Annotated in this window: 24 protein-coding genes; 18 read left to right on the top strand and 6 right to left on the bottom strand. The window is 63.8% G+C overall.

Annotation, left to right across the window (positions count from 1 at the left end; genetic code table 11):
- The first annotated feature begins 20 nt into the window (after nucleotides 1-20).
- The 12 genes from N805_RS08845 (at nucleotide 21) to N805_RS08900 (ending at nucleotide 12,842) form a co-directional block, all read left to right on the top strand.
- Nucleotides 21-1,319: an MFS transporter gene (locus tag N805_RS08845; protein ID WP_028613900.1), complete on the top strand. Its 1,299-nt coding sequence runs from the start codon at nucleotides 21-23 to the stop codon at nucleotides 1,317-1,319.
- Between the two features lie 165 nt (nucleotides 1,320-1,484).
- Entirely contained in the window at nucleotides 1,485-1,793 is a 309-nt protein-coding gene (locus tag N805_RS08850) for a hypothetical protein (RefSeq protein ID WP_028613899.1), read from the top strand.
- 48 nt (nucleotides 1,794-1,841) lie between these two features.
- Nucleotides 1,842-2,393: a YbhB/YbcL family Raf kinase inhibitor-like protein gene (locus N805_RS08855; protein WP_028613898.1), complete on the top strand. Its 552-nt coding sequence runs from the start codon at nucleotides 1,842-1,844 to the stop codon at nucleotides 2,391-2,393.
- 554 nt (nucleotides 2,394-2,947) lie between these two features.
- Entirely contained in the window at nucleotides 2,948-4,009 is a 1,062-nt protein-coding gene (locus N805_RS08860) for a 3-deoxy-7-phosphoheptulonate synthase (RefSeq protein ID WP_028613897.1), read from the top strand.
- A gap of 79 nt (nucleotides 4,010-4,088) precedes the next feature.
- On the top strand, nucleotides 4,089-4,370 hold the full coding sequence (locus tag N805_RS08865; RefSeq protein WP_028613896.1) for a peptidylprolyl isomerase: 282 nt from the start codon (nucleotides 4,089-4,091) through the stop codon (nucleotides 4,368-4,370).
- A gap of 142 nt (nucleotides 4,371-4,512) precedes the next feature.
- Nucleotides 4,513-6,312 (top strand): extracellular solute-binding protein, encoded by a 1,800-nt coding sequence (locus tag N805_RS08870; RefSeq protein ID WP_028613895.1) that lies wholly within the window; start codon nucleotides 4,513-4,515, stop codon nucleotides 6,310-6,312.
- The gene (locus N805_RS08875) at nucleotides 6,309-7,367 is read left to right on the top strand and encodes a microcin C ABC transporter permease YejB (RefSeq protein ID WP_028613894.1); all 1,059 of its coding nucleotides are present in this window, start codon (nucleotides 6,309-6,311) and stop codon (nucleotides 7,365-7,367) included. Before N805_RS08870 ends, N805_RS08875 begins: the two co-directional genes overlap by 4 nt.
- A complete protein-coding gene (locus tag N805_RS08880; protein ID WP_028613893.1) occupies nucleotides 7,367-8,383 on the top strand; it encodes an ABC transporter permease in 1,017 nt (338 codons plus the stop codon). The genes N805_RS08875 and N805_RS08880 overlap by 1 nt, the downstream gene beginning before the upstream one ends.
- A gap of 136 nt (nucleotides 8,384-8,519) precedes the next feature.
- On the top strand, nucleotides 8,520-9,290 hold the full coding sequence (gene hbdH, locus N805_RS08885) for a 3-hydroxybutyrate dehydrogenase (RefSeq protein ID WP_028613892.1): 771 nt from the start codon (nucleotides 8,520-8,522) through the stop codon (nucleotides 9,288-9,290).
- 55 nt (nucleotides 9,291-9,345) lie between these two features.
- Entirely contained in the window at nucleotides 9,346-9,825 is a 480-nt protein-coding gene (gene eco / locus N805_RS08890; protein ID WP_028613891.1) for a serine protease inhibitor ecotin, read from the top strand.
- A 187-nt stretch (nucleotides 9,826-10,012) separates the two neighbouring features.
- A complete protein-coding gene (locus N805_RS08895; protein ID WP_016499499.1) occupies nucleotides 10,013-10,288 on the top strand; it encodes a peptidylprolyl isomerase in 276 nt (91 codons plus the stop codon).
- A 133-nt stretch (nucleotides 10,289-10,421) separates the two neighbouring features.
- The gene (locus N805_RS08900) at nucleotides 10,422-12,842 is read left to right on the top strand and encodes an autotransporter outer membrane beta-barrel domain-containing protein (RefSeq protein ID WP_028613890.1); all 2,421 of its coding nucleotides are present in this window, start codon (nucleotides 10,422-10,424) and stop codon (nucleotides 12,840-12,842) included.
- Here N805_RS08900 and N805_RS08905 read toward each other — a convergent pair.
- On the bottom strand, nucleotides 12,839-13,462 hold the full coding sequence (locus N805_RS08905; RefSeq protein WP_028613889.1) for a LysE family translocator: 624 nt from the start codon (nucleotides 13,460-13,462) through the stop codon (nucleotides 12,839-12,841). The genes N805_RS08900 and N805_RS08905 overlap by 4 nt on opposite strands.
- Nucleotides 13,463-13,593: 131 nt before the next feature.
- Here N805_RS08905 and N805_RS08910 point away from each other — a divergent pair, with 131 nt between their 5' ends.
- On the top strand, nucleotides 13,594-14,412 hold the full coding sequence (locus N805_RS08910; protein WP_028613888.1) for a helix-turn-helix transcriptional regulator: 819 nt from the start codon (nucleotides 13,594-13,596) through the stop codon (nucleotides 14,410-14,412).
- 200 nt (nucleotides 14,413-14,612) lie between these two features.
- Complete coding sequence (locus N805_RS08915; protein WP_028613887.1) at nucleotides 14,613-15,227, top strand: LysE family translocator; 615 nt, start codon at nucleotides 14,613-14,615, stop codon at nucleotides 15,225-15,227.
- Here N805_RS08915 and N805_RS08920 read toward each other — a convergent pair.
- On the bottom strand, nucleotides 15,175-15,900 hold the full coding sequence (locus N805_RS08920) for a metallophosphoesterase (protein ID WP_028613886.1): 726 nt from the start codon (nucleotides 15,898-15,900) through the stop codon (nucleotides 15,175-15,177). The genes N805_RS08915 and N805_RS08920 overlap by 53 nt on opposite strands.
- Before the next feature lie 75 nt (nucleotides 15,901-15,975).
- Between N805_RS08920 and N805_RS08925 the strand changes: the two genes are divergently transcribed.
- The 3 genes from N805_RS08925 to N805_RS08935 all read left to right on the top strand — a co-directional run bounded on the left by N805_RS08925 (nucleotide 15,976) and on the right by N805_RS08935 (nucleotide 17,552).
- Nucleotides 15,976-16,491, top strand: coding sequence for a DUF3016 domain-containing protein (locus N805_RS08925; protein ID WP_028613885.1), 516 nt, complete (start codon nucleotides 15,976-15,978; stop codon nucleotides 16,489-16,491).
- Between the two features lie 78 nt (nucleotides 16,492-16,569).
- Nucleotides 16,570-17,313: a carbon-nitrogen hydrolase family protein gene (locus N805_RS08930; protein WP_028613884.1), complete on the top strand. Its 744-nt coding sequence runs from the start codon at nucleotides 16,570-16,572 to the stop codon at nucleotides 17,311-17,313.
- The gene (locus N805_RS08935; protein ID WP_028613883.1) at nucleotides 17,310-17,552 is read left to right on the top strand and encodes a hypothetical protein; all 243 of its coding nucleotides are present in this window, start codon (nucleotides 17,310-17,312) and stop codon (nucleotides 17,550-17,552) included. The genes N805_RS08930 and N805_RS08935 overlap by 4 nt, the downstream gene beginning before the upstream one ends.
- A gap of 3 nt (nucleotides 17,553-17,555) precedes the next feature.
- Here N805_RS08935 and N805_RS08940 read toward each other — a convergent pair whose 3' ends face one another.
- Together N805_RS08940 and N805_RS08945 are read right to left on the bottom strand one after the other, a co-directional pair.
- A complete protein-coding gene (locus N805_RS08940) occupies nucleotides 17,556-18,056 on the bottom strand; it encodes a methylated-DNA--[protein]-cysteine S-methyltransferase (protein WP_028613882.1) in 501 nt (166 codons plus the stop codon).
- Nucleotides 18,057-18,126: 70 nt separating this feature from the next.
- Complete coding sequence (locus tag N805_RS08945) at nucleotides 18,127-18,927, bottom strand: LPS biosynthesis protein (RefSeq protein WP_028613881.1); 801 nt, start codon at nucleotides 18,925-18,927, stop codon at nucleotides 18,127-18,129.
- A gap of 368 nt (nucleotides 18,928-19,295) precedes the next feature.
- Between N805_RS08945 and N805_RS08950 the strand changes: the two genes are divergently transcribed.
- Nucleotides 19,296-19,502: a hypothetical protein gene (locus N805_RS08950; RefSeq protein WP_028613880.1), complete on the top strand. Its 207-nt coding sequence runs from the start codon at nucleotides 19,296-19,298 to the stop codon at nucleotides 19,500-19,502.
- A gap of 95 nt (nucleotides 19,503-19,597) precedes the next feature.
- Here the strand turns inward: N805_RS08950 and ilvA are convergent, their stop codons facing one another.
- Both ilvA and N805_RS08960 read right to left on the bottom strand, forming a co-directional pair.
- Nucleotides 19,598-21,157: a threonine ammonia-lyase, biosynthetic gene (ilvA, locus tag N805_RS08955; protein WP_028613879.1), complete on the bottom strand. Its 1,560-nt coding sequence runs from the start codon at nucleotides 21,155-21,157 to the stop codon at nucleotides 19,598-19,600.
- Nucleotides 21,158-21,338: 181 nt separating this feature from the next.
- Entirely contained in the window at nucleotides 21,339-21,770 is a 432-nt protein-coding gene (locus N805_RS08960) for a PACE efflux transporter (RefSeq protein WP_016487315.1), read from the bottom strand.
- Nucleotides 21,771-21,819 lie beyond the last annotated feature (49 nt).

Consider the following 21,819-nt stretch of genomic DNA (forward strand, 5'->3'; position numbering starts at 1 on the left):
TCATCCAACTAGAGGTTCGTATGTCTCCGCGTTTGCTGGCCATGGCGCTGGCGCCCCTGCTCGGGCTGTTCATCATTGCCCTGGGCAACGGCTTCATGTCTTCGCTGACCACCCTGCGCCTGGGCGCTGCCGGTGAATCGGCCACCACCATCGGTGTTGTCTCGTCGACCTACTTCATCGGCCTGACCCTGGGTGCCATCTTCAACGACCGGCTGATCTTGCGCATCGGCCATATCCGCGCCTACACAAGCTTTGCTTCGCTGATCGCCGCGACCATCCTGCTGCAAGGGCTGTTTTACGACGTCACCTGGTGGTCGGTGCTGCGCCTGATCAACGGTTGGGCGGCAGTGGGCGTGTTCCTGGTGATCGAAAGCTGGCTGCTGCTGGCCGGCGACGCGAAAATCCGCGGCCGCCTGCTGGCGCTGTACATGATTGCCTTCTACGGCGCCGGGGTGATTGCCCAGGCAGGCCTTGGCGAAATCACCCAGCTTGGCGACACCGCCCCCTTCATGCTGGCAGGCGTGCTGGCTGCGCTGTCGGTGCTGCCCATCGTGATCCTCCCGCGGGTATCGCCACTGCTGGACCAGGTCGAACCCCTCAAACCGCGCCAATTGCTCGGTGTGGCGCCGTCTGGCCTGGTGGGCTGCTTCGGTTCGGGCGTGGCGATTGCCGGCATCTATGCCCTGCTGCCGCTGTACCTGCAGCGCATCGGCCTGGCGGTCGGCGAGGTCGGCAACATGATGGCCTGGGTGATCCTCGGCGCCATGCTGCTGCAATACCCGGTGGGCCGCTGGTCTGACCGCAAGGACCGCCAGGATGTGCTGATTGCCCTGGCTGCACTGTGCGTGGTGTTGTCGCTGGTCACGGTATTCCTGCCGTCGGACTCGATCCTGCTGCCGGCCATGCTGTTCCTGCTCGGTGGTGGCGTATTCACGCTGTACCCAGTGGCAGTGAGCCATGCGGCCGACCGCGCGCCTTCCGATGCGCTGGTACCAATGATTCAAGGCTTGCTGCTGATCAACTCGCTGGGTTCGGCCATGGCGCCGGTGGCGATCTCGCCGGTGATGACCGAGTTTGGCGAGGCCGGTTTGTTCTGGGCCTTTGCCGTGGTCAACCTGGCCATGGTCTGCTTCTTCATGTGGCGCCGCGGCAAGCGCCCGGCCGCAGAACACCCGGCGCCGTTCACCGCGTCGACCACCTTCTCGCCAACCGGTGCCGAGTTGCGGGTGACCGAAGACCTGATGCATGCGGCGCAAGAGCATCCACCGCTGGAACCGGTCGAAAACCCGGCGCCAGCACAGCGCTCAGAATCTCATTGATTCCAGGGCCGCTCTCACAGGAAATCAAATTTGCTTGTGGGAGCGGCCTTGCGTCGCGATTGGGCTGCAAAGCAGCCCCGGAAATGACCACCCGTCGCCCAGAAGGCACCCCGCCACCCGTCGCCAGCCAAACGAATGACAGATCATCCGCAAAGGAGCATTCCCATGATCCGCATTCGCCCGCTTTCCCTGTGCCTGGCGCTGGCCTTGACCAGCCTCACCGGCACCACCTTCGCCGCCACCGACACCAACACCGACAGCCGTCCGCAAACCGATCAGTCTGGCGGCAAGACCGCCGGTGACGACAGCAGCGTCAACAGCCCCGGCAGTGGCCAGGACAACGACAGCAGCGACACCGGCAGCAACAGCGATGCCGCCGACGGGGCCAGTGGGGGTTCCAACAGCACGGGCGAGGCGACCGGCTCTGGCGCCGGGCACACCGGCGGCACCGCCGAGGACCAGGACAGCCACTAAGGCTTGCCTCGGCTACACTGCGCCCCAAGGCCCTGCGAAGGATTCGTCATGAACGTCAAACCGTGGCTGCTCGCCGCCCTGCTGCCTTGCACGGCGTTGGCCAACAGCAGTAACCAAGGGGCGCTGTCGATCAGTTCCTCGTCGTTCACCGATGGTGGGGTGATCGCCCTGCAGCAGGTCGGCCCCGACCCGGCCTGCGGCGCCGGTGAAGAGCGCACCCCGCAATTGAGCTGGGAAAACCTACCCGCAGGTACCCGGTCGCTCGCGCTGATCATGTTCGACCCGGACGGCGGCAAGGGTATCGGCGTGGTGCACTGGGTAGCCTACAACATCGACCCGGAGCACGATGGGCTCAAGGAAGGCATGGCGGGGCTCAGTGGGCAATACGTGACTGTGGGGCGCAACTCGCGTGGAACCCTCAGCTACCGAGGCCCCTGCCCACCCGCAGGCGATAACCCGCACCATTACGCACTGACCCTGATCGCCACCGACCTGCCGTTGGGCACGCTGCCCGAAGGCCTGGACCGCAGTGGCCTGTTGCAGTTGCTGCAAGGCCACGCATTGGGTGCGCAGAGCCTGGTCGGGCGTTACGGCCATTGAACCACCCAGTACAAAAATAAATGATCGACCCCATAGCATTTATCCATTGAATGGCCCGCCGTAACTGAAGTAAGCTCGGGCTCATTCACTGGAGAGCAACATGCCAAAACACGTCCGCAACCACGCCAACCACACCGGTCGCAACCTGCGCCCTGTGCTGGCCGTTGCCGGCTGCATGGCACCAGACAGCTATTACTTTGGGTATTGGTTTAGCCACTAGGCGCCGATACCCACACGGCGCCCACCTTCGAGGGGCCGCCGAACATGAGAATACTCAAACCCCCGGTCGGCTCCCCGACCGGGGGTTTTGCTTTTCAGGCCTTTGAACAACACCGATTCACATTGAGGACAGATTCATGAACTACGCCACTTATTACTACGCAAACACCTATGCCTGGCGATTTAGCCAATCCCGTTCGGGCCAGCCTGCCGCCTCCGATCGGTCCTCTACAGGTGGCAATGCAGCAGCCAATACGAATTCAACGATCTGTCGAACACCTCGATAGGGCCGACCACGCGGGCCTGAACCCGCCGTCCGCCCAGGGAAAAACGCCATGCAAGCTACCAACCTCGCCCTGCCCCTGACCCAGCCGCAAGCAGCCAACACCACCGTCAGCAAGCGCCTGCCCAGCCCGCACCTGCTCAAGCAGCAGATGCCACTGTCCAGTGAACTGGCCCAGCAAGTCCAGGCCCACCGCCAGGCTATACGCAACATCCTCGAAGGCCGCGACCAGCGCCTGCTGGTAATCGTCGGCCCGTGCTCGATCCACGACCCACGTTCGGCCCTGGAATACGCCGACCGCCTGGCCGCCCTCAGCCGCGAAGTCGGTGACAAGCTGCTGCTGGTGATGCGCGCCTACGTCGAAAAACCGCGTACGACCGTGGGCTGGAAAGGCCTGGCCTACGACCCGCACCTTGATGGCAGCGACGACATGCACTCGGGTATCGCCTTGTCCCGCGGGCTGATGCTGAGCATGATCGAACGTGGCCTGCCGGTTGCCACCGAGCTGCTGCAACCGATGGCCGCCGGCTACTTCGACGACCTGCTGGCCTGGGCTGCGATTGGCGCACGCACCACCGAATCGCAAATTCACCGCGAAATGGTCAGTGGCCTGGAACTGCCGGTCGGGTTCAAGAACGGCACCGACGGCGGCATCGCCATTGCCAGCGACGCCATGCGAAGCGCTGCCCACCCGCACCGCCACTTCGGCATGGATACGCAGGGCCACCCGGCAATCATCGAAACCTTGGGTAACCCGGACACGCACCTGGTACTGCGCGGCGGCCACAAAGGCCCCAACTACGATGCCAGCAGCATCGCCATGGCCCGCCAGGCACTGGCCAAGGTGGGCATTCAGGCGCGGATCATGGTCGATTGCAGCCATGCCAACAGCGGCAAGGACCCGGCACGTCAGCCAGCAGTGTTCAACGATGTGCTGGAACAACGCCTGGGCGGCGACCGCTCCATTGTTGGCGTGATGATCGAGGGGCACCTGTTCGATGGCTGCCAGGCGCTGGGCAAGGGTGCACTCAAGTACGGCGTATCGATCACCGACGGCTGCCTCGGCTGGGCATCGACCGAGACCATGTTGCGTGAGGCGGCACAAAAACTGTAAGCCCAAGGTTGCGAGCCTGGCGAGACATACCCCAGGCAAGTGCGCTAGGCTTGCCTTTTTACCCCAAGGAGCAGTACCCATGGCCCGTGCAACCGCCCGCCACATCCTGGTCAGCAGCGAAGACAAGTGCAACGAACTGAAAACCCAGATCGAAAAAGGCGCCGACTTTGCTGAAATCGCCAAAGCCAACTCCACCTGCCCGTCCAGCCGTCAGGGCGGTGACCTGGGCTCGTTCGGCCCGGGCCAGATGGTCAAGGAATTCGACACCGTGGTGTTCAGCGCCCCGGTCAACACCGTGCAAGGCCCGGTGAAGACCCAGTTCGGCTACCACCTGCTGGAAGTGACCAGCCGCCAGGACTGATTCACCCCTCCCGGTGATCAGACCCCCTGTGGGAGCGGGTTTACCCGCGAAGAGGCCAGACCAGACAACCTCGTTGCCTGCTCCGACGCATTCGCGGGTAAACCCGCTCCCACAGGTATTGTGGGGGCTTGTATTTTCGTGCATGGGCTTTACGGTCCAGGCCGCTCCCAGCCACGCCCTCACCGTCTACGACGAAGCCCCCCGCTACACCCCCAACTTCCAGCATTTCGACTACGTAAACCCCGACGCCCCCAAAGGCGGCATCCTGCGCCGCTCGGCGATCGAGATCGGCCAGTTCGACCATATCCTGCCGTACATCGACAAGGGCATCGGCGTCAGCGAGGTCGACGGCCTGCTGTACGCGCCACTGGCGGTACGCTCGTTCGATGAACCCTACACCGTCTACGGCCTGATCGCCCGGAACATGGAGCGTGGCCCAGAGGATGCCTGGCTGCGTTTCGAGATTGACCCGCGTGCTACCTTCGCCGATGGCAAACCGGTGCGCGCCCAGGACGTACGGTTCACCTTCGAGCTGTTGATGAGCAAGGGCAGCCTTAAATACCGCACCCAGTTCGCCGACGTGACCGGCGTGACCGTGGAAGGCCCGCAGCACGTGCGCTTCGATTTCAGGCCCGACCACGGCCGCACCCTGGCGCTGGACCTCGCCAGCCTGCCCGTGCTGCCCGAACATGACTGGCAGCAGCGCGACTTCGCCAATGGTGCCGCCTTCGACAAGCCGGTCGGCAGCGGGCCATACCGCATCGGGCGCATCGACAACGGCCGCAGCATCACCTTCGAACGCGACCCGACCTGGTGGGCGCGCAACTTGCCGGCCAGCCGGGGCCGCTACAATTTCGACCAGTTGCGCATCGAGTACTTCGGCGACACCGAAGTGGCGCGGCAGGTGCTCAAAGGCGGTGGCTACGACTATAACCGCGAGTTCTCCGCCACCGCCTACACCCTGGGCTACAACGGCGCGCAACTGGACGACGGCCGCCTGCAACGCGCCCACCTGGGGCCGGCCAAACCGCAGGTCGCCCAGGGTTTTGTGTTCAACCTCGACCAGCCGCAGTTCAAGGACCGCCGCGTGCGTCAGGCGCTGGGCATGCTGTGGGACTACGAGTGGAGCAACCGGCAGATGATGCGCAACCTGTACATCCGCCAGCAGAGCGTGTTCTCCAACACGCCGCTGGCAGCCCGCCAGCTGCCTGATGCAGGCGAACTGAAGCTGCTCGATCCGCTGCGCGGCAAAGTACCGGACGAAGTCTTCACCACCGTGTTCACCGCCCCGGTCACCGATGGCTCGGGGATTGTCCGCAAGCAGCAGTTGCACGCCCTGGACCTGCTTGAACAAGCCGGCTGGCACCCCGAAGGTGACCGCCTGGTGAACAGCCAGGGCGCGCCGCTGGCCTTCACCTTCCTCAACGGCCAGTCAGGCCTGGAGCGCCTGCTGCTGCCGTGGAAACGCAACTTGGCACAGATCGGCGTCACCCTGAACATTCGCAATGTCGATTCTGCCCAGTACGTCAACCGCCTGATGGCACGTGACTACGACATGATCGTCACCGGCTACCCGGTCACCCTGTCGCCCGGTGCCGAGCTGTACAACTACTTTGGCTCGGCAGCCGCCCACGACCCCGGCTCGAACAACCTGATGGTGTTGCAGGACCCGGCCGTGGACCAGCTGATCGACGGCCTGGTGCGCGCCGACACCCAGGCCGACATGCTGAACCACGCCCATGCCCTGGACCGGGTACTGCAATGGAACTACTACTGGATCCCCAACTACTACCCGCCGGGCAGCTCCACCGCCTGGTGGAACCGCTTCGGCCTGCCCAAGGTCCAGGCCGCCTATGACGAAGGCCTGGACACCTGGTGGGAGGTAAGCCCCACCCCGTTGACCAACGTGCAAATGGCCGAACGCCGGCAGGCCGCGCCATGACCACCTACATCCTGCGCCGCCTGTTGCTGATCATCCCGACGCTGCTGGCGATCCTGCTGGTCAATTTCGTCATCGTCCAGGCCGCGCCGGGTGGCCCGGTGGAACAGGCCGTGGCGCGGCTGCAAGGCCTGGGTGGCGGCGCACCCGGCGCCCGGGCCGAAGTGGTGCACAGCGAGTCGCGGGCCACCCGCGGCCTGGACCCGAAACTGATCGAAGAGATCAAGCGCCAGTACGGCTTTGACAAGTCCGCCCCCGAACGCCTGTGGTTGATGCTCGGCCAGTATGCCAGGCTGGATTTTGGCAACAGCTTCTTCCGCGGCGCCAAAGTCACCGACCTGATCCTCGACAAGTTACCGGTCACCCTGTCGCTGGGTTTCTGGGCCACGCTGATCACCTACCTGGTATCGATCCCGCTGGGCATCCGCAAGGCGGTGCGCCACGGCAGCCGCTTCGATGCCTGGAGCAGCGCACTGATCGTGATCGGCTACGCCCTGCCCTCGTTCCTGTTCGCCCTGCTGCTGATCGTGCTGTTTGCCGGCGGCACCTCGCTCAACTGGTTCCCGGTACGCGGGCTGGTCTCAGAAAACTTCGACGAACTCAGCCTGCTGGGCAAGATGGCCGACTACTTCTGGCACCTGGTGCTGCCGGTGGGGGCCTTGGTAATTGGCGGTTTCGCCACCCTTACATTGCTGACCAAAAACGCGTTCCTCGACGAGATCTCCCGCCAGTACGTGGTCACCGCCCGCGCCAAAGGCCTGAGTGAGCGCCGGGTGCTGTACGGCCATGTGCTGCGCAATGCCATGCTGCTGGTGGTGGCCGGGTTACCGCAGGCACTGATCACGGTGTTCTTCGCCGGGTCGTTGCTGATCGAGGTGATCTTCTCGCTCGATGGCCTGGGCCGCCTGAGTTACGAGGCCGCCGTATCGCGAGATTACCCGGTGGTGTTCGGCACCCTGTTCATCTTCACCCTGGCGGGCCTGTTGATCCGCCTGATCGGTGACCTGTCGTACACCCTGCTCGACCCGCGTATCGACTTTGACACGAGGGCGCACTGATGCTTTCCCCCGTCTCGCGCCGCCGCTGGCAACGCTTTCGCCGCAACCGCCTCGGCTGGGTCTCGCTGTGGCTGTTCGCCGGCCTTTTGCTGTTGTGCCTGTGCGCTGAGCTGGTGGCCAACGACAAGCCACTGCTGCTGGGCTACAAGGGCGACCTGTACGTACCGGCGCTCAAGCGCTACACCGAACAGGCATTCGGCGGCCAGTTGCCGTTCCAGCCCGACTATCGCAGTGCCTATGTACGCCAACTGATCGCCGACCAGGGCGGCTGGATGCTGTTCGCGCCCATCCCGTTCAGCGCCGACACCCCCAACTACGACCTGCGGGTACCCACCCCCAGCCCGCCCAGCGCAAGCAATTGGCTAGGCACCGACGACCAGGGCCGCGATGTGCTGGCCCGGGTGCTGTATGGCACGCGGGTATCGCTGCTGTTCGCCTTCGCCCTGACCGTGGTCAGCGTGTTTATCGGCGTGGCGGCCGGCGCGTTGCAGGGCTACCACGGCGGTTGGGTGGACCTGCTCGGGCAACGCCTGCTGGAGGTGTGGTCAGGGTTGCCGGTGCTGTACCTGCTGATCATTCTCAGCGGTTTTGTCGAGCCGGATTTCTGGTGGTTGCTGGGGATCATGGCGCTGTTCTCCTGGCTTGCCCTGGTCGATGTGGTGCGCGCCGAGTTCCTGCGTGGGCGCAACCTGGAGTACGTGAAAGCCGCACGCGCGCTGGGGCTTTCGGACAGCCAGCTGATGCTGCGGCATATCTTGCCCAATGCCATGAACGCAACGCTGACCTATGTACCGTTCATGCTGACCGGGGCGATCACCACCCTGACTGCACTGGATTTTCTCGGTTTCGGCATGCCGGCCGGGAGTGCCTCGCTGGGTGAGCTGGTGACCCAGGGCAAGCAACACCTGGAGGCACCGTGGCTAGGCTTTACGGCGTTCTTTGCGCTGGCGGTGATCTTGTCGTTGCTGGTGTTTATCGGCGATGCCTTGCGCGAAGCGTTCGACCCCAGAGGATGAGTTATCAGGCCCGTCCTCTTCGCGGGTAAACCCGCTCCCACAGGGTCTTCACAGAAGCTGGATCTTTCGGGGTACTGTGGGAGCGGGTTTACCCGCGAAGAGGCCGGACCTGCCGTTACTTGATAAGGAGCTTTGCATGACCCTCACAGGCAAGACTGCACTCGTTACCGGTTCCACCAGCGGCATCGGCCTGGGTATCGCCCAGGTGCTGGCACGCGCTGGCGCCAATATCGTGCTCAACGGCTTTGGCGACCCGGCACCGGCCATAGCCGAAATCGCCCGCCATGGCGTGAAGGTGGTTCACCATCCGGCCGACCTGTCGGACGTGGCCCAGATTGAAGCGTTGTTCACCTTGGCCGACCGCGAATTCGGCGGCGTCGACATCCTGGTCAACAACGCCGGTATCCAGCATGTAGCGCCGGTGGAGCAGTTCCCGCTGGAAAGCTGGGACAAGATCATCGCCCTCAACCTGTCAGCCGTGTTCCATGGCACGCGCCTGGCCCTGCCGGGCATGCGCACACGCAACTGGGGGCGCATCATCAACATTGCCTCGGTGCATGGCCTGGTCGGCTCGACCGGCAAGGCAGCCTACGTGGCAGCCAAGCATGGTGTGGTCGGCCTGACCAAGGTGGTGGGCCTGGAAACTGCCACCAGCAATGTCACCTGCAACGCCATCTGCCCCGGCTGGGTGCTGACCCCGCTGGTGCAAAAGCAGATCGACGATCGTGCTGCCAACGGTGGCGATCCGCTGCAAGCACAGCATGATCTGCTGGCCGAAAAGCAACCGTCGCTGGCGTTTGTCACCCCCGAGCACCTGGGTGAACTGGTACTATTCCTGTGCAGCGAGGCCGCAAGCCAGGTTCGCGGCGCCGCCTGGAACGTCGATGGTGGCTGGTTGGCCCAGTGACGGGCGGCCTGGGCCTGGCGGCGGGTTCGCATTCGTTTATCTGCAAGGAGGCCGTATGCGCCCTACCCCGATGACCGCAATTCTGGCCCTCACCCTGGCTGCCGCCGCGCCTGTGATGGCTGCCAGCCTGAAGGATGTCGCGCCTTACCCAGAGGCGGAAAAAGGCTTCACCCGGCAGGTCATCCACCTGCCGGCACAGGCCGATGAGTCGGCCTATAAACTGGAAATCCTCGCCGGCAAGACGTTGCAGGTCGACTGCAATCGCCAGCGCCTGGGCGGCAGCCTGGAAGAACGCACCCTGGAAGGCTGGGGCTACAACTACTACCGTCTGGACAAAGTCAGCGGCCCGGCCAGCACCCTGATGGCCTGCCCGGATGGCAAGAAGACCCAGGCCTTCGTGCCGGTGGTCGGTGACGGCTTCCTGCTGCGCTACAACAGCAAGTTGCCGGTGGTGGTGTATGTGCCCAAAGATGTCGAGGTGCGCTACCGCATCTGGTCGGCGTCGCAGGACGTGCAAAAGGCTAACGTCGAATAACTACCGCGGTCCCTGTAGGAGCGGCCTTGTGTCGCGATGGGCCGCAAAGCGGCCCCGGCAATCTGTACTGCGAAGCTGAAAATCTGGGGCCGCTTTGCGGCCCATCGCGACACAAGGCCGCTCCTACAAAGCGAATCTATCAGGCATAATGCGCCCCTTTTTTTGCGCCCCGAAGCTCAGGTACCCCATGAAAGCCCAAGCCCGCCACATCCTGGTCAAGACCGCTGACGAAGCCGAAAAGCTCAAACAGCGCATCGCCAACGGCGAGGCTTTCGACGTGCTCGCCAAAAAGTTTTCTATCTGCCCTTCCGGCAAGCGCGGTGGCGACCTGGGTGAAGTCCGCCCGGGGCAGATGGTCGGCGCCATCGACCAGGTTATTTTCAAGAAGCCTTTGCGTGTAGTGCACGGGCCGATCAAGAGCAAGTTCGGTTACCACCTGGTGCAAACGTTCTACCGCGATTGATGGCAGCGGGCCACCTGACATTTTTGCCAGTTGCCCCCTCACCAAACATTACATACAACTCTGGCAGGGCCGAAGCCGCCCCGCTGGCGTCGCTTCAGGTAGTGGACCCTTCAATGGACCCGGAGACCTGCCTATGCGATGCCCCCGCTTGCTGCTGCCCTTCCCCCTGCTGGCACTGCCATTGCTGGCTCATTCCCAATCCCTGACGGTTACACCCGGTGAAACCCTGGGCGCCCTCGTGCAAACCGATGCCGCTGATGAGTTCATCCTCAGCGGCGGAACGGTCCAGTCATTGCAACAAGGCAATGGCGAAGACACCTTCACGATGTCTGGCGGCACGCTAGGGTCGTTGAACCAGGGCGGTGACATGGACACGTTCAACATGACCGGCGGCACCATCACGGGCGCTTTTGAAGATGGTGACACCGCGTGGTTCAAAGGCGGCAGCATTGGCCGAATCGATCTCAAGCTCGCTGACAACTTCCTCGAGATTTCCCAAGGGCTCGGTGTAGAAACCGTTGTTGTTGGCAACGTTGTCAGCGGGCTTGGCAACGACACGATCATCATGACGGGCGGCACCATCGGCGGTGATATCAGTACCAGTAGCGGCGTTGACAAGATCACCATCAGCGGCGGCACGCTCAAAGGCGAAATACGCACGGGCAACGGCAAGGATGAATTTACCTGGACAGGTGGCCAGATCGGTAAGCGGGTCATCATGGAGAGTGACGATGACACCGCCATCGTCCGCGCCCTCGACCTTGGCAACTCGGCCGTTATCCTGGACGGCGGCACCGGCACGGACACCCTGACGTTCGAGCAGAGCCAGGTCGGCCAGGGTGCGTCGTATATAAACTGGGAGGCCATCAACCTCAAGCAGGGCAGCCAGCTCACCCTCAACGACACCCTCACGCTGGGAGACCTCGGCAGCGATCAGCCACGCGTGATCCCCGCCACTGGGACCGGGACCCTGCAAATCGATGCAAGCAGCGCGCTGATCAGCCGCCAGGGCAGCATCGTCAGCATCCAGAATGACAGCAAGGCATCGGTAGTCAACGCCGGCACCCTCGACCTGAGCCGTGGCAACGACGCTCAGGGCCGCCTGACAATCCAGGGCGATTACACCGGCAACAACGGCACCCTGCGCCTGAATAGCGTGCTGGCAGGCGATGGCGCTGCCTCCGACCGCCTGGTGGTCAGCCGTGGCGCCATCAGCGGCTCCACGCGATTGCTCGTCAACAACCTCAATGGCGCGGGTGCAGCAACTGCACAGAACGGCATCCAGGTCGTCGAAGCCCGTGACGGCGCCACCAGCACTGCCACTGCATTCGTGCAGACGCAAACGCTATCGGTGGGTGCCTATGACTACCGGTTGTTCAAAGGTGGTGTAACCGCTGGCAGCGAAAACAGCTGGTACCTGCGCTCGACGCTGGTCGCGCCACCTGCTCCAGCACCGGTACCCGAGCCCGAACAACCCACACAACCTTCACAGCCGGGCGAGCCACCTGTGATAGCACCGGCCCAGACACCACCTGTTGCCGCACCGGCACCTGGCCAGGTTGACCTGCCTGCCCCCGTGCAAGGCGAAAGCCTGCCGCTGTATCGCCCGGAAGTCCCGGTTTACGCTGCCGCCCCAAGAGGCGCTGCGATCATCGCCCGCCAGGCCCTGGGCACCTTCCATCAGCGCCAGGGCGACCAACAGTTGCTCAAAGGCGAAGGCGCCCTGCCTGCCAGTTGGGGGCAGGCCTACGGCGGCACCCTGCGCCAGCAATGGAGCGGTATGGTCAGCCCAAGCCTGGATGGCGACCTGTACGGTTTCAAGGTGGGCCAGGACATGTATGCCAAGACGGGTGACGGCGGTTATCGCCAACATGTCGGCTTTTACGTCAGCCACAGCCGCCTGGACGCCGATGTCAAAGGTTTCGCCCTGGCCGAGCAAGACCGCAGCGTGGGTGACCTGAAACTTGATGGTGACAGCGTCGGCACTTACTGGACGCTGGTCGGGCCACAAGGCGCGTATCTGGATGCAGTGTTGCAGTACACCCGTCTAGATGGACGTGCCCGCTCGCACCGCGGCGACAAGCTGGACATCGATGGCCACGCCTGGACGGCGTCGCTGGAATCCGGCTACCCCATCGCCCTGTCCGAACGCTGGACGCTGGAGCCGCAAGCCCAGCTGATTGCACAAAAAGTCTCGCTCGACAGCGCAAACGATAGTGTCTCGCACATCAGCCATGACGCCCAGGTAGAGCTGACCGGGCGCTTGGGGGTGCGCCTGGAAGGTGCGTTCACGGGAAGCAGCGGGCGCCTGTTGCAGCCCTATGCGCAAGTCAACCTGTGGCACGGCGACGGTGGCCGCGACACCTTGACCTTCGATGATGTCGACAAGATCAAGACCGACTACCGCTACACCTCGGTACAACTGGAAAGCGGCGTGGTGGCGCAGGTCAGCCAAGCGCTGAGCCTGCATGGCGGCGTGCAGTACACCGCCAACCTGGACAGCCGCCAGCAGGAAGCCAGCGGCGTCAACCTGGGGGTGCGCTGGCAGTTCTAGCGCCGCGCCGCCAGCAAGCCGAGGCCGGCGCAGCCCAGCAGGGAGGCGCTGACCCGGTTGAACAAGCGGCGCGGGCCGGGCTGGCTGAACCAGCGCTGCAGGTAGGCGCCCAGGCCTGCGTAGATGGCGATGGCTGCCCATTCCAGCAGCAGGAACAATACCCCCAGCCACAGGAACTGCTCGCTCACCGGCGTGGTGCTGCCGACCGAAATGAACTGCGGCAGGAAGGCGGTGAAGATCAGGATGGCCTTGGGGTTACCGGCCGCCACCCAGAACTCCTGCCGGATCAGGCGCCAGGTGCCACCCGGGTGGTCCGCTGCCACCACTGCCTCGCCTACCGGTGCACGCCACAGTTGCCAGGCGATGTAGAACAGGTACGCCGCACCCACTACCTTGATGGCCAGGAACAGGTATTCACTGGTGTGCAGCACCACGGCCAGGCCCATGGCCGCCAGGGCGATCATGCCGCTGAAGGCGACGATGCGACCACCACCTGCCACGCAGGCCGTGCGCAGCCCGTAGCGGCTGGCGTTGTGCAGCGACAGCAGGTTGTTCGGCCCCGGCGCCATGTTCAGGGCAAAGCAGGCGGGGATGAAAAGCAGCAGGCTTGAAAGGTCCATTGTTGTTTTCCTTGGGCAACAGGCGTCTATTTCGGCGCGTGCCGGGCCTTGCGGTCAAGTTACAGCCAGCGATAAAAACTGTATGGGTACGCGGCACCTGTTACGCTGCCGGTGAAATCGAGGACCTTGTGATGCCCCGCCCCCACGCCGCGCTGTGGCGCGACCCGGCACTCCCGCATGTGGAAAGCCGCCGCGCCTGTCATAGCCGGGCCTGTTACAAGGCCCACAGCCACCCGACGTTTTCCATCGGTGCGGTGGATGCCGGCCACAGCCATTTCAGCGGCGCCGCGCATGGGCAGGAACGGCTGACGCCCGGCACGCTGGTGCTGGTGCCAGCCCACCGCGTACATGCCTGCAACCCCGAGCCCGGCCACGCCTGGAGCTACCAGATGCTGCATGTGGATGCCGACTGGCTGGCACACGTGCGCCTGGAGTCGGGGCTGGGCGGCGCCGGGCCCGGCGAGCCGGCGCGTATCTGCCGGGCGCCGGCGGTGTATGGGCAGTTCTGCGAGCTGAACAGGTTGCTGTTCTCCAGCGCCAGCAACAGTGAGAAGGATGCGGCGCTGATTGCCTTTGTGGGTGACCTGGACTTTTCCGCACAAGCCCCTCTGGCAGCGGCCCCCGCCCTGGGGGCGACTGCGTTGAGCGAGTTGATCGCGCGCCTCGAAGGGCAAGACCCCGCGCAGCTGAACCTGGAGGTACTGGCCCGCGAGGCCGGCCTTGGGCGCTACCAGCTGATCCGCGCGTTCCGCACGGCCACCGGTTTGACGCCACATGCCTATGTGCTCAATGCCCGGGTCAATCGCGGGCGGCAGTTGTTGGGTGAAGGGCTGGCGTTGGCGGAGGTGGCCTACCAGCTCGGGTTTGCCGACCAAAGCCATTTCCAGCGGGTGTTCAAGGCCCATGTGGGGGTGACGCCGGGGCAGTATCGGGATGTGCGCAGCCCTTGAGATCCTGGGGGCGCTTTGCGCCCCGATCGCGACGCAAGGCCGCTCCCACATTGAACGGCATACGCAGGACCTTTGTGGGAGCGGCCTTGTGTCGCGATAGGGCTGCGCAGCAGCCCCAACGCACTACCACGCAATATTCTTCAATACGCCCGACAGCCCCGGCAGCAGACTGCGGTTTTTCCCGCAGAGCCGCCCCGCCCATGCAACAGTTCCTGATCATCGCCCTCGCCCACTTTCTCGCCCTGCTCTCACCCGGCCCGGACTTCTTCCTGGTCGCCCGCAGCTCGATCAACAGCGGCTGGCGCATCGCCAGTGGCGCCTGCCTGGGCATTGCCCTGGCCAATGGCGCGTTCATCGCCATGGCCTTCACCGGCCTGTCGGTGCTGCAGGAAGGCAGCCTGCTGTTCACCACCCTGCAACTGGCCGGCGCCGGTTACCTGCTGTACATCGGCGTACTGTTCCTGCGTCATGCCGGGCAAACCAGCCTGCGCGCAGTCGCTCACAACCAGCGGGTTCAAGGCTGGTGGCGCAATGTGGGCATGGGTTTGTTGTCCGGCATCCTCAACCCCAAGAACGCGCTGTTCTATGCCAGCCTGGCCAGCATGGTCGCCAGTGCCAGCGCCGGCTGGAAATCGGCCTACGCCTTGTGGATGTTCAGCATCGTCCTGCTCTGGGACCTGCTGGTAGCCGTGGCCATCGGCAACCAGCGGGTACTGCAGCGTTTCGCCCGCTGCCTGCCATGGCTGGAGCGGGCTTCAGGGATCATGCTGGTGATATTGGCTGCGGCGCTGGTGCTGCATCTGGCCCAGGGCTGACCAGGCGCAGGGTGCGCATGTCCATCAAGGTAAAATGGCCGCCCGCCCAGCCCCCCGTATCCAGGTGCCAGACATTGCCCAGCCGCTTTGCCTCCAGCACCGGCGTGTGGCCGACCAGCAAGGCACGCAGGCCCTGTACCTGTTCTGTATCGCCTTCCTTCAGGCGCCGCCGCGACCATTGGCACACCTTGCGGACTTCAGGGTCGTCATCCAGTTGCAGGCTGGAACGTAGCACTGCCCAGTCCGCAAACGGGCTGTCTGCATGCAGTAACCCGACCAGGCCGGCCGCGCTTTCCACCTCAATGGCAATCGGCAACTGCTCGAAGCGTTCCACGAAACGCAATTGCGCCTTGCGCGGCAGGTCCAGGAACCAGCTTCCGCCCGCTGCGCGGTACATATCCAGGTCAAGCCGCCCCCCTCGCACGCGAGTGATTGCCAGCGCCTCATGGTTACCTTGCACCGCATGGAACCAAGGCCGTGCGAGCCACTCCAGCACGGCCTCGCTGTGCGGCCCACGGTCGACCAGGTCACCCACACTGAACAGACGGTCTACGGCCGGGTCGAAACCCACCGCTTCAAGGCACTGCTCCAGGCGCTGGAAGTGACCATGGATATCGCCCACTGCAAGGTCACGTCCCCGGATATTGGCGAGTAACCGCCGAAACCGCTCCATTACAATCTTCCTCTGCAGGCGCTGCCATGGCGGGCGTAAAATGGAGACACCCCCCATCTACTCCGGAGGTGCATCATGCGTACCGCCCTCGTGTGTGCCGTGCTCATGGCGCTGTCACTGCACAGCATGGCACAAGGCGCCCCGCCCGCGCAGGTCGAGGTGCATTTCGACCACCCGGAAAAATTCCGCGATGCCAGCCTGGACAGCCACGGTTATGCGCGTGGCGCCGATGCCTATGTGATGAAATCCCTCACCCAGTACCTGCAAAAGCTCGGTCAGCGTTACCTGCAACCGGGCCAGCAACTGGTTATCGACATCCGCGATATCGACCTGGCCGGGCGCTTCGAGCCCTGGCACAGCCAGGCCTACGATGTGCGCTTCATGCGCGAGATCACCTGGCCGACCATCGACCTGACCTACACCCTCAACCAGCCGGGCAAACCCGCCCAGCAGGCCCAGGAACGGGTCAGTGACAAGATGTACCTCAGCCGCCCCGGCCGGGTCGCCAGCAGCAGCGACCGCCTGTATGCCGAGAAGGCCATGCTCGACGACTGGTTCCGCCAGCGCTTCGCAACGCACCCGGCAACCTGAAAAAACCCTTCACTGGTACAGGCGTTGGTGCCGATAGTATGCTCAGCCCTTCAACCTGTACCAGGGAAGGGTTTTTTCATGAAACTGTGCGCCGTACAACTGGCGTCGCTCAAGGGCGATTTGCCAGGCAACCTCCAGCGTCATCTGGCCTGCATCGAGCAAGCTGCGGCCCTTGGCGCCGAGCTGGTGGTCTTCCCCGAACTGTCGCTGACCGGCTATGAGCCAAGCCTTGCGCGCCAGGCCGCCTTGCCGGTCAATTCCGAGCGACTGGGCCAGCTGCAGGCAGCCTGTGACCGCCTGGGTATCACGGTGGCCGTAGGCCTGCCGTTGCCGACACCCGACGGCATTCGCATCGGCATGCCGATCTTCAGCCCCGGGGCACCGCGCCAGGCCTATGCCAAACGGCGCCTGCATGATGACGAGCTGCCCTATTTCACCCCTGGCGATCAGGCACTGCTGCTGCAGGTCGGCGAGCACCGGCTGGCACCGGCGATCTGCTACGAATCGATGTTCATGGCGCACGCAGCTGCAGCCCGCGAGCACGGCGCCGACCTGTACCTGGTCAGCGTGGCGAAAACCGCCAAGGGCATCCGCGAGGGCTACGCGCATTACCCGGAGGTGGCTCGTGAACTGGGTATGCCGGTGTTGATGGCCAACTGCGTGGGGCCGGCCGACACCTTCATCGGTGCCGGCGGTTCGGCAGCGTGGGACAGCCAGGGGCGTTTGCTGGCCAGCCTGGATGATCACAGTGAAGGGCTGATCATCCTGGACCTTGGCACTGCCAGTGCAATGGCCCATCCGTTGGACCCGCACCCCGCATGATCTATGTGTTTCTGGCGTTGCTGAGTTACACCTGCACCTACTGCCTGGTCGGCTTGCTGATCCAGGGCCAGCTTGCCGACGTGGCCGAGGGTTTGCGCCACAGGCCCGATGCCCCGACACCCGGCGAGTACCTGCGTGCAGTCAAGACCCATGCGCGCTGCGCCCATCGGCAGTACACCCTGATGGCCGGTTCGGCGCTTGCGGTGCTGGTCTGCCTGGTCGCCAGCTGGTTCGGCTGACGCCTACAGGTCCAGTGCCAGGCTTTGCCGCCCCTCCAGCGCCAGCAGATACTGCTTGGCCGCCAGGCCACCGGCAAAGCCGGTCAGGCTGCCCGAAGCACCGATCACGCGGTGGCAAGGCGCGATGATCGAGATCGGGTTGCGACCGTTGGCGGCGCCTACCGCTCGCACCGCGCTGGGGTTGCCAATTTGCCGGGCGATGTCACTGTAGCTGCGGGTTTCACCAAAAGGTATCGCCAGCAGCGCGGCCCACACCTGGCGCTGGAACTCGGTACCGGCAAAATCCAGCGCCAGCTCGAAGCGACGGCGTTTGCCAACAAAGTATTCGCCAAGCTGCCGCGCGGTGTCCTGTAGCACCGGGCACTGGTCGTCACGGTGCAAGGCACCGAGGCGCACGCGGTTTTCCCGTTCCTCTTCCCACAGTACGGCTGCCAGGCAATCGCCGCGGGCCACCAGGGTCAGGGTGCCGACGGGCGATTGCATGAAAGTGAAAGCGCTGGACATAGCGGGCTCCTGCAGATTGCGATCAACTGACTGTACGCATCCACAGTCCTTCCTGCACCCGTTTTGTTGCTCAGGTAATTGCGCAGCCAGCAATGTGCCGCGCCTGGTTGAGATTGACCTTGGGGATCAGTGCGGCGGGAATGCGCGACGTTGCCGACAGGTTGTAGACATGGAAATGCTCGTTGACCACTTCCCTGGCCATCAGCGTCAACGACGGCAGAATACGGCTGTCCCAATGCTGGTCGAGCCCGCACGGCGAGCACTGCCCCTGGCCATTCTCGTAAAAGCGCCCAACGCTCTGATCGAGGTCTACCCCTACCAGCAACACTTCTTCAAAGCCCAGGTGATAGGCCAGCTGCAAGGCCACATACGCCACTGTGCGGGCATCGAAGAAACCATGGGCCAAGTCTTTGCTGAAGGCAATCGAGCGGCTGCGTTTGCTCCACAGTGCGCGGTTGCACACACAGCTGGCACCATGGCCACGCAAGCCGTCCAGCAGGCCCGGCGTGTCGGCCTTGTGCAAGGCATAACACTCGGTGCCGGCTGGCACATCGGCACCCGCATACTGCTCAGGCCACAGCGCCAGGCGCTCGCTGTCGCGCACGGCAGTGGCGAAGAAGCCCGGCTGTTGCTGGCGGAAACTTTTGTCGGTGCAAACGTAAAAGAAAGGCTTGAGGCCGTGCTCGGCGGTCATCGCGACCGACCCGTTCATGGCGATGATGGGCAAATGGGCGAATTCGCCCAGCGGAAAATGCCTGGCAGAGGCACCGGAGGCAAGGATCACCACCGGGCCCTGTCGGGTGTTGCGACACGCCTCGAAACTGGAGAACGCCCCGCGTTCAGCGCTTGGCTGCGACGGAAGTGTGTTCATCAATGGCATCTTTAACTGGTCAGTACAAACCACAATACTGATCCGTGTATGTGCCGTGGCCGCTTTTACCTAACTTTACCCGCCTGAACGTAAACAACCGCCTTGTCCCTGAATGGCGGGGATCTGAGGGCTCCACAGTACTTGGGCGTCGCGTGTGCAATACCGCCTGGTCCGGTTGAAGCCATCATAGGAGACCACCTGGCCCAGGGGTTGTTCCACCACTGTGGATGAGGAAACCCCATAGCCGCCACCCAGGCGACGGACGGGTTCACCAATGCGTCATCAACATCGGTTTTATTCATGAGCGTTCTTGATGCTTATCACGGGTGCGACTAATACTTAAGTCTCTGCCTGGGGAGGCACGAAACATGCAAACCAGATTCGTTATCGTTCCCGCTGTGCCGATCGAAAAGGAGTCGTTCCGCGTAGGTAGCCGCTTCTACGCCGCCACCGTGTGTGGAGGGTTCGACATTTACGACAACCAGGCGAAGGAGCGGCTCAAGCCGAGCTACCCGAGCCGGACCGCTGCGCAGGTGCAGTGCGAGCAGTTGAACAAGCAAGCCGAAGTGGGGTGATCATGGGCGCTGCCCGCCAGGCAGCCGCCCGCGCGATCCCGGCAGGCGCAGCGGTGGGCCGCACAGCGGCCCCCGGTGCCGGTGTGGGTTAACCGTCAGCCCAGGAACAGCTTGTACGCTGGGTTGTGAGTCTCATCCCAATACCGATACCCCATCTCGTCCAGTGCCAAGGGCAAACCCGCCGACTCATCCGCCGGCACCTCCAGCGCAGCAAATACCCGGGCCTCCGCCGCGCCGTGGTTGCGGTAATGGAACAGGCTGATGTTCCAACGCTTGCCCAACCGCTCCAGGAAGCCCAGCAACGCCCCTGGGCGCTCGGGGAACTCAAAGCGCAGCACCCGCTCATCAGCACCCGGCGCCGCGTGGCCACCCACGGTATGACGCACATGCAGTTTGGCCAGCTCGTTGTCGGTCAGGTCCAGCACGCTGTAACCCTGCTCGCGCAGGTTGGCCAGCAGCTGGTCACGCGGGTCGTGCACAGGGTGAGTCTGTACCCCGACGAACAGGCGCGCTTCCTTGCCGGGGTAATAGCGGTAATTGAATTCGGTGATCTGCCGCTTGCCCAGCGCCTGGCAGAAGGCGCGGAAGCTACCCGGCTGCTCCGGGATGGTCACGGCAATGATCGCCTCGCGCTGCTCGCCCAATTCAGCCCGCTCGGCCACATGCCGCAGGCGGTCGAAATTGACGTTCGCCCCGGAATCAATGGCCACCAGGGTCTGCCCCTGCACGCCATCACGTGCCACGTACTTCTTGATCCCGGCCACGGCCAGGGCACCGGACGGCTCGGTGATAGAGCGGGTATCGTCGTAGATGTCCTTGATCGCCGCGCACAGCTCGTCACTGCTGACGGTAACCACCTCGTCGACAAAATGCCGGCACAGCTCGAAGCAGTGGGCACCGATCTGCGCTACCGCCACACCGTCGGCAAAGGTGCCGACCTGCGGCAGGATCACCCGCTCGCCGGCGGCCATGGCGGCCTGCAGGCAGTTGGAGTCCTCCGGCTCGACGCCAATCACCCTCACCTCCGGGCGCAGGTACTTCACGTAGGCGGCGATACCGGCGATCAGCCCGCCACCGCCCACCGGTACAAAAATGGCGTCCAGCGCGCCAGGGCGCTGGCGCAGGATTTCCATGGCCACGGTACCCTGCCCGGCGATTACGTCCGGGTCATCGAAGGGCGGCACAAAGGTGGCCCCTTCGCTGTCGGCCAGCTTCAGCGCGTGGGCCAGGGCGTGCGGGAAGCTCTCACCGTGCAGCACCACATGCCCGCCGCGCGAACGCACCCCTTCCACCTTCAGTGACGGCGTGGTGGTCGGCATGACGATGGTGGCCTTAAGGCCCAGGTGCGACGCCGCCAGGGCCACGCCCTGGGCATGGTTGCCCGCCGAGGCGGTGATCACCCCGCGCTCGCGTTGCACAGCACTGAGGCGTGACAGACGTGTATAGGCGCCGCGGATCTTGAACGAGAAGGTAGGTTGCAGGTCTTCGCGCTTGAGCAGCACCTGGTTACCCAGGCTGGCAGACAGGGCAGGCGCGGCTTGCAGTGGGGTTTCGATGGCCAGGTCGTACACCGGCGCGGCCAGAATGCGCCGCACCTGCTCCGACAGCAGTTGCTGGGGGGTGACGGTAGTACGAGGGACGCTGAAACTGGTCATCAATGACTCCTTGGCTGTTTTTACGTTGCCCAGGAGTCAGAAAGAAAAAACCCGCCTCCAGGGCGGGTCAGGTGCACGTACGCGCTAGCCCGCCAAGCTGATAATGGCGGTAATAATAATGGCGTTCACATGCGGGAATGTATTCATGGGGTAGGAACTTAGCCGGTAGTGCAGCACAAAGTCAACACTTGGCCTGCTGCGCCGAAAGCGGCACATCGAACACCTTGTCGAAGCCCCACTGGAAGGCAAAGGCGTAAACGAAGAAGAACACGAACAGCGCCAGGTTGGTCAGCAGCGCCGCCCACAGGCTCACATCCAGCCAGTACGCCACCAATGGCAGCAGGATCACCACCAACCCGCCCTCGAAGCCCAAGGCGTGCAGCAAACGCCGCATGAATGTGCGCTCACGCTGGCGCTGGCGCGCTTCCCAGCGCTCGAACACCCAGTTGTAGCCCATGTTCCAGCTCATCGCGATGCCCGACATCAGCACCGACAACACCGCCGATTGCGCCATGCCGGCACCGAACGCCAGCTCCAGCGCGGGCGCCACGCAGGCGACGGCGATGGCTTCGTAGAGAATGGCCTGGACGATCTTGCGGGCCTTGCCTTGCATGTTCAGCTCCCTGGGTAAACGATCTGTAAAACTACAAGATGCGGCCAAC

The organism is Pseudomonas putida S13.1.2, from assembly GCF_000498395.2.
Taxonomy (GTDB): Bacteria; Pseudomonadota; Gammaproteobacteria; order Pseudomonadales; family Pseudomonadaceae; genus Aquipseudomonas; species Aquipseudomonas putida_Q.

Excerpts from the sequence above, each read along its gene's own strand:
- N805_RS08845 (WP_028613900.1), top strand. The coding sequence starts at position 21 with ATGTCTCCGCGTTTGCTGGCCATGGCGCTGGCGCCCCTGCTCGGGCTG.
- N805_RS08850 (WP_028613899.1), top strand. The coding sequence starts at position 1,485 with ATGATCCGCATTCGCCCGCTTTCCCTGTGCCTGGCGCTGGCCTTGACC.
- N805_RS08855 (WP_028613898.1), top strand. The coding sequence starts at position 1,842 with ATGAACGTCAAACCGTGGCTGCTCGCCGCCCTGCTGCCTTGCACGGCG.
- N805_RS08860 (WP_028613897.1), top strand. The coding sequence starts at position 2,948 with ATGCAAGCTACCAACCTCGCCCTGCCCCTGACCCAGCCGCAAGCAGCC.
- N805_RS08865 (WP_028613896.1), top strand. The coding sequence starts at position 4,089 with ATGGCCCGTGCAACCGCCCGCCACATCCTGGTCAGCAGCGAAGACAAG.
- N805_RS08870 (WP_028613895.1), top strand. The coding sequence starts at position 4,513 with ATGGGCTTTACGGTCCAGGCCGCTCCCAGCCACGCCCTCACCGTCTAC.
- N805_RS08875 (WP_028613894.1), top strand. The coding sequence starts at position 6,309 with ATGACCACCTACATCCTGCGCCGCCTGTTGCTGATCATCCCGACGCTG.
- N805_RS08880 (WP_028613893.1), top strand. The coding sequence starts at position 7,367 with ATGCTTTCCCCCGTCTCGCGCCGCCGCTGGCAACGCTTTCGCCGCAAC.
- hbdH (WP_028613892.1), top strand. The coding sequence starts at position 8,520 with ATGACCCTCACAGGCAAGACTGCACTCGTTACCGGTTCCACCAGCGGC.
- eco (WP_028613891.1), top strand. The coding sequence starts at position 9,346 with ATGCGCCCTACCCCGATGACCGCAATTCTGGCCCTCACCCTGGCTGCC.
- N805_RS08895 (WP_016499499.1), top strand. The coding sequence starts at position 10,013 with ATGAAAGCCCAAGCCCGCCACATCCTGGTCAAGACCGCTGACGAAGCC.
- N805_RS08900 (WP_028613890.1), top strand. The coding sequence starts at position 10,422 with ATGCGATGCCCCCGCTTGCTGCTGCCCTTCCCCCTGCTGGCACTGCCA.
- N805_RS08905 (WP_028613889.1), bottom strand. The coding sequence starts at position 13,462 with ATGGACCTTTCAAGCCTGCTGCTTTTCATCCCCGCCTGCTTTGCCCTG.
- N805_RS08910 (WP_028613888.1), top strand. The coding sequence starts at position 13,594 with ATGCCCCGCCCCCACGCCGCGCTGTGGCGCGACCCGGCACTCCCGCAT.
- N805_RS08915 (WP_028613887.1), top strand. The coding sequence starts at position 14,613 with ATGCAACAGTTCCTGATCATCGCCCTCGCCCACTTTCTCGCCCTGCTC.
- N805_RS08920 (WP_028613886.1), bottom strand. The coding sequence starts at position 15,900 with ATGGAGCGGTTTCGGCGGTTACTCGCCAATATCCGGGGACGTGACCTT.
- N805_RS08925 (WP_028613885.1), top strand. The coding sequence starts at position 15,976 with ATGCGTACCGCCCTCGTGTGTGCCGTGCTCATGGCGCTGTCACTGCAC.
- N805_RS08930 (WP_028613884.1), top strand. The coding sequence starts at position 16,570 with ATGAAACTGTGCGCCGTACAACTGGCGTCGCTCAAGGGCGATTTGCCA.
- N805_RS08935 (WP_028613883.1), top strand. The coding sequence starts at position 17,310 with ATGATCTATGTGTTTCTGGCGTTGCTGAGTTACACCTGCACCTACTGC.
- N805_RS08940 (WP_028613882.1), bottom strand. The coding sequence starts at position 18,056 with ATGTCCAGCGCTTTCACTTTCATGCAATCGCCCGTCGGCACCCTGACC.
- N805_RS08945 (WP_028613881.1), bottom strand. The coding sequence starts at position 18,927 with ATGAACACACTTCCGTCGCAGCCAAGCGCTGAACGCGGGGCGTTCTCC.
- N805_RS08950 (WP_028613880.1), top strand. The coding sequence starts at position 19,296 with ATGCAAACCAGATTCGTTATCGTTCCCGCTGTGCCGATCGAAAAGGAG.
- ilvA (WP_028613879.1), bottom strand. The coding sequence starts at position 21,157 with ATGACCAGTTTCAGCGTCCCTCGTACTACCGTCACCCCCCAGCAACTG.
- N805_RS08960 (WP_016487315.1), bottom strand. The coding sequence starts at position 21,770 with ATGCAAGGCAAGGCCCGCAAGATCGTCCAGGCCATTCTCTACGAAGCC.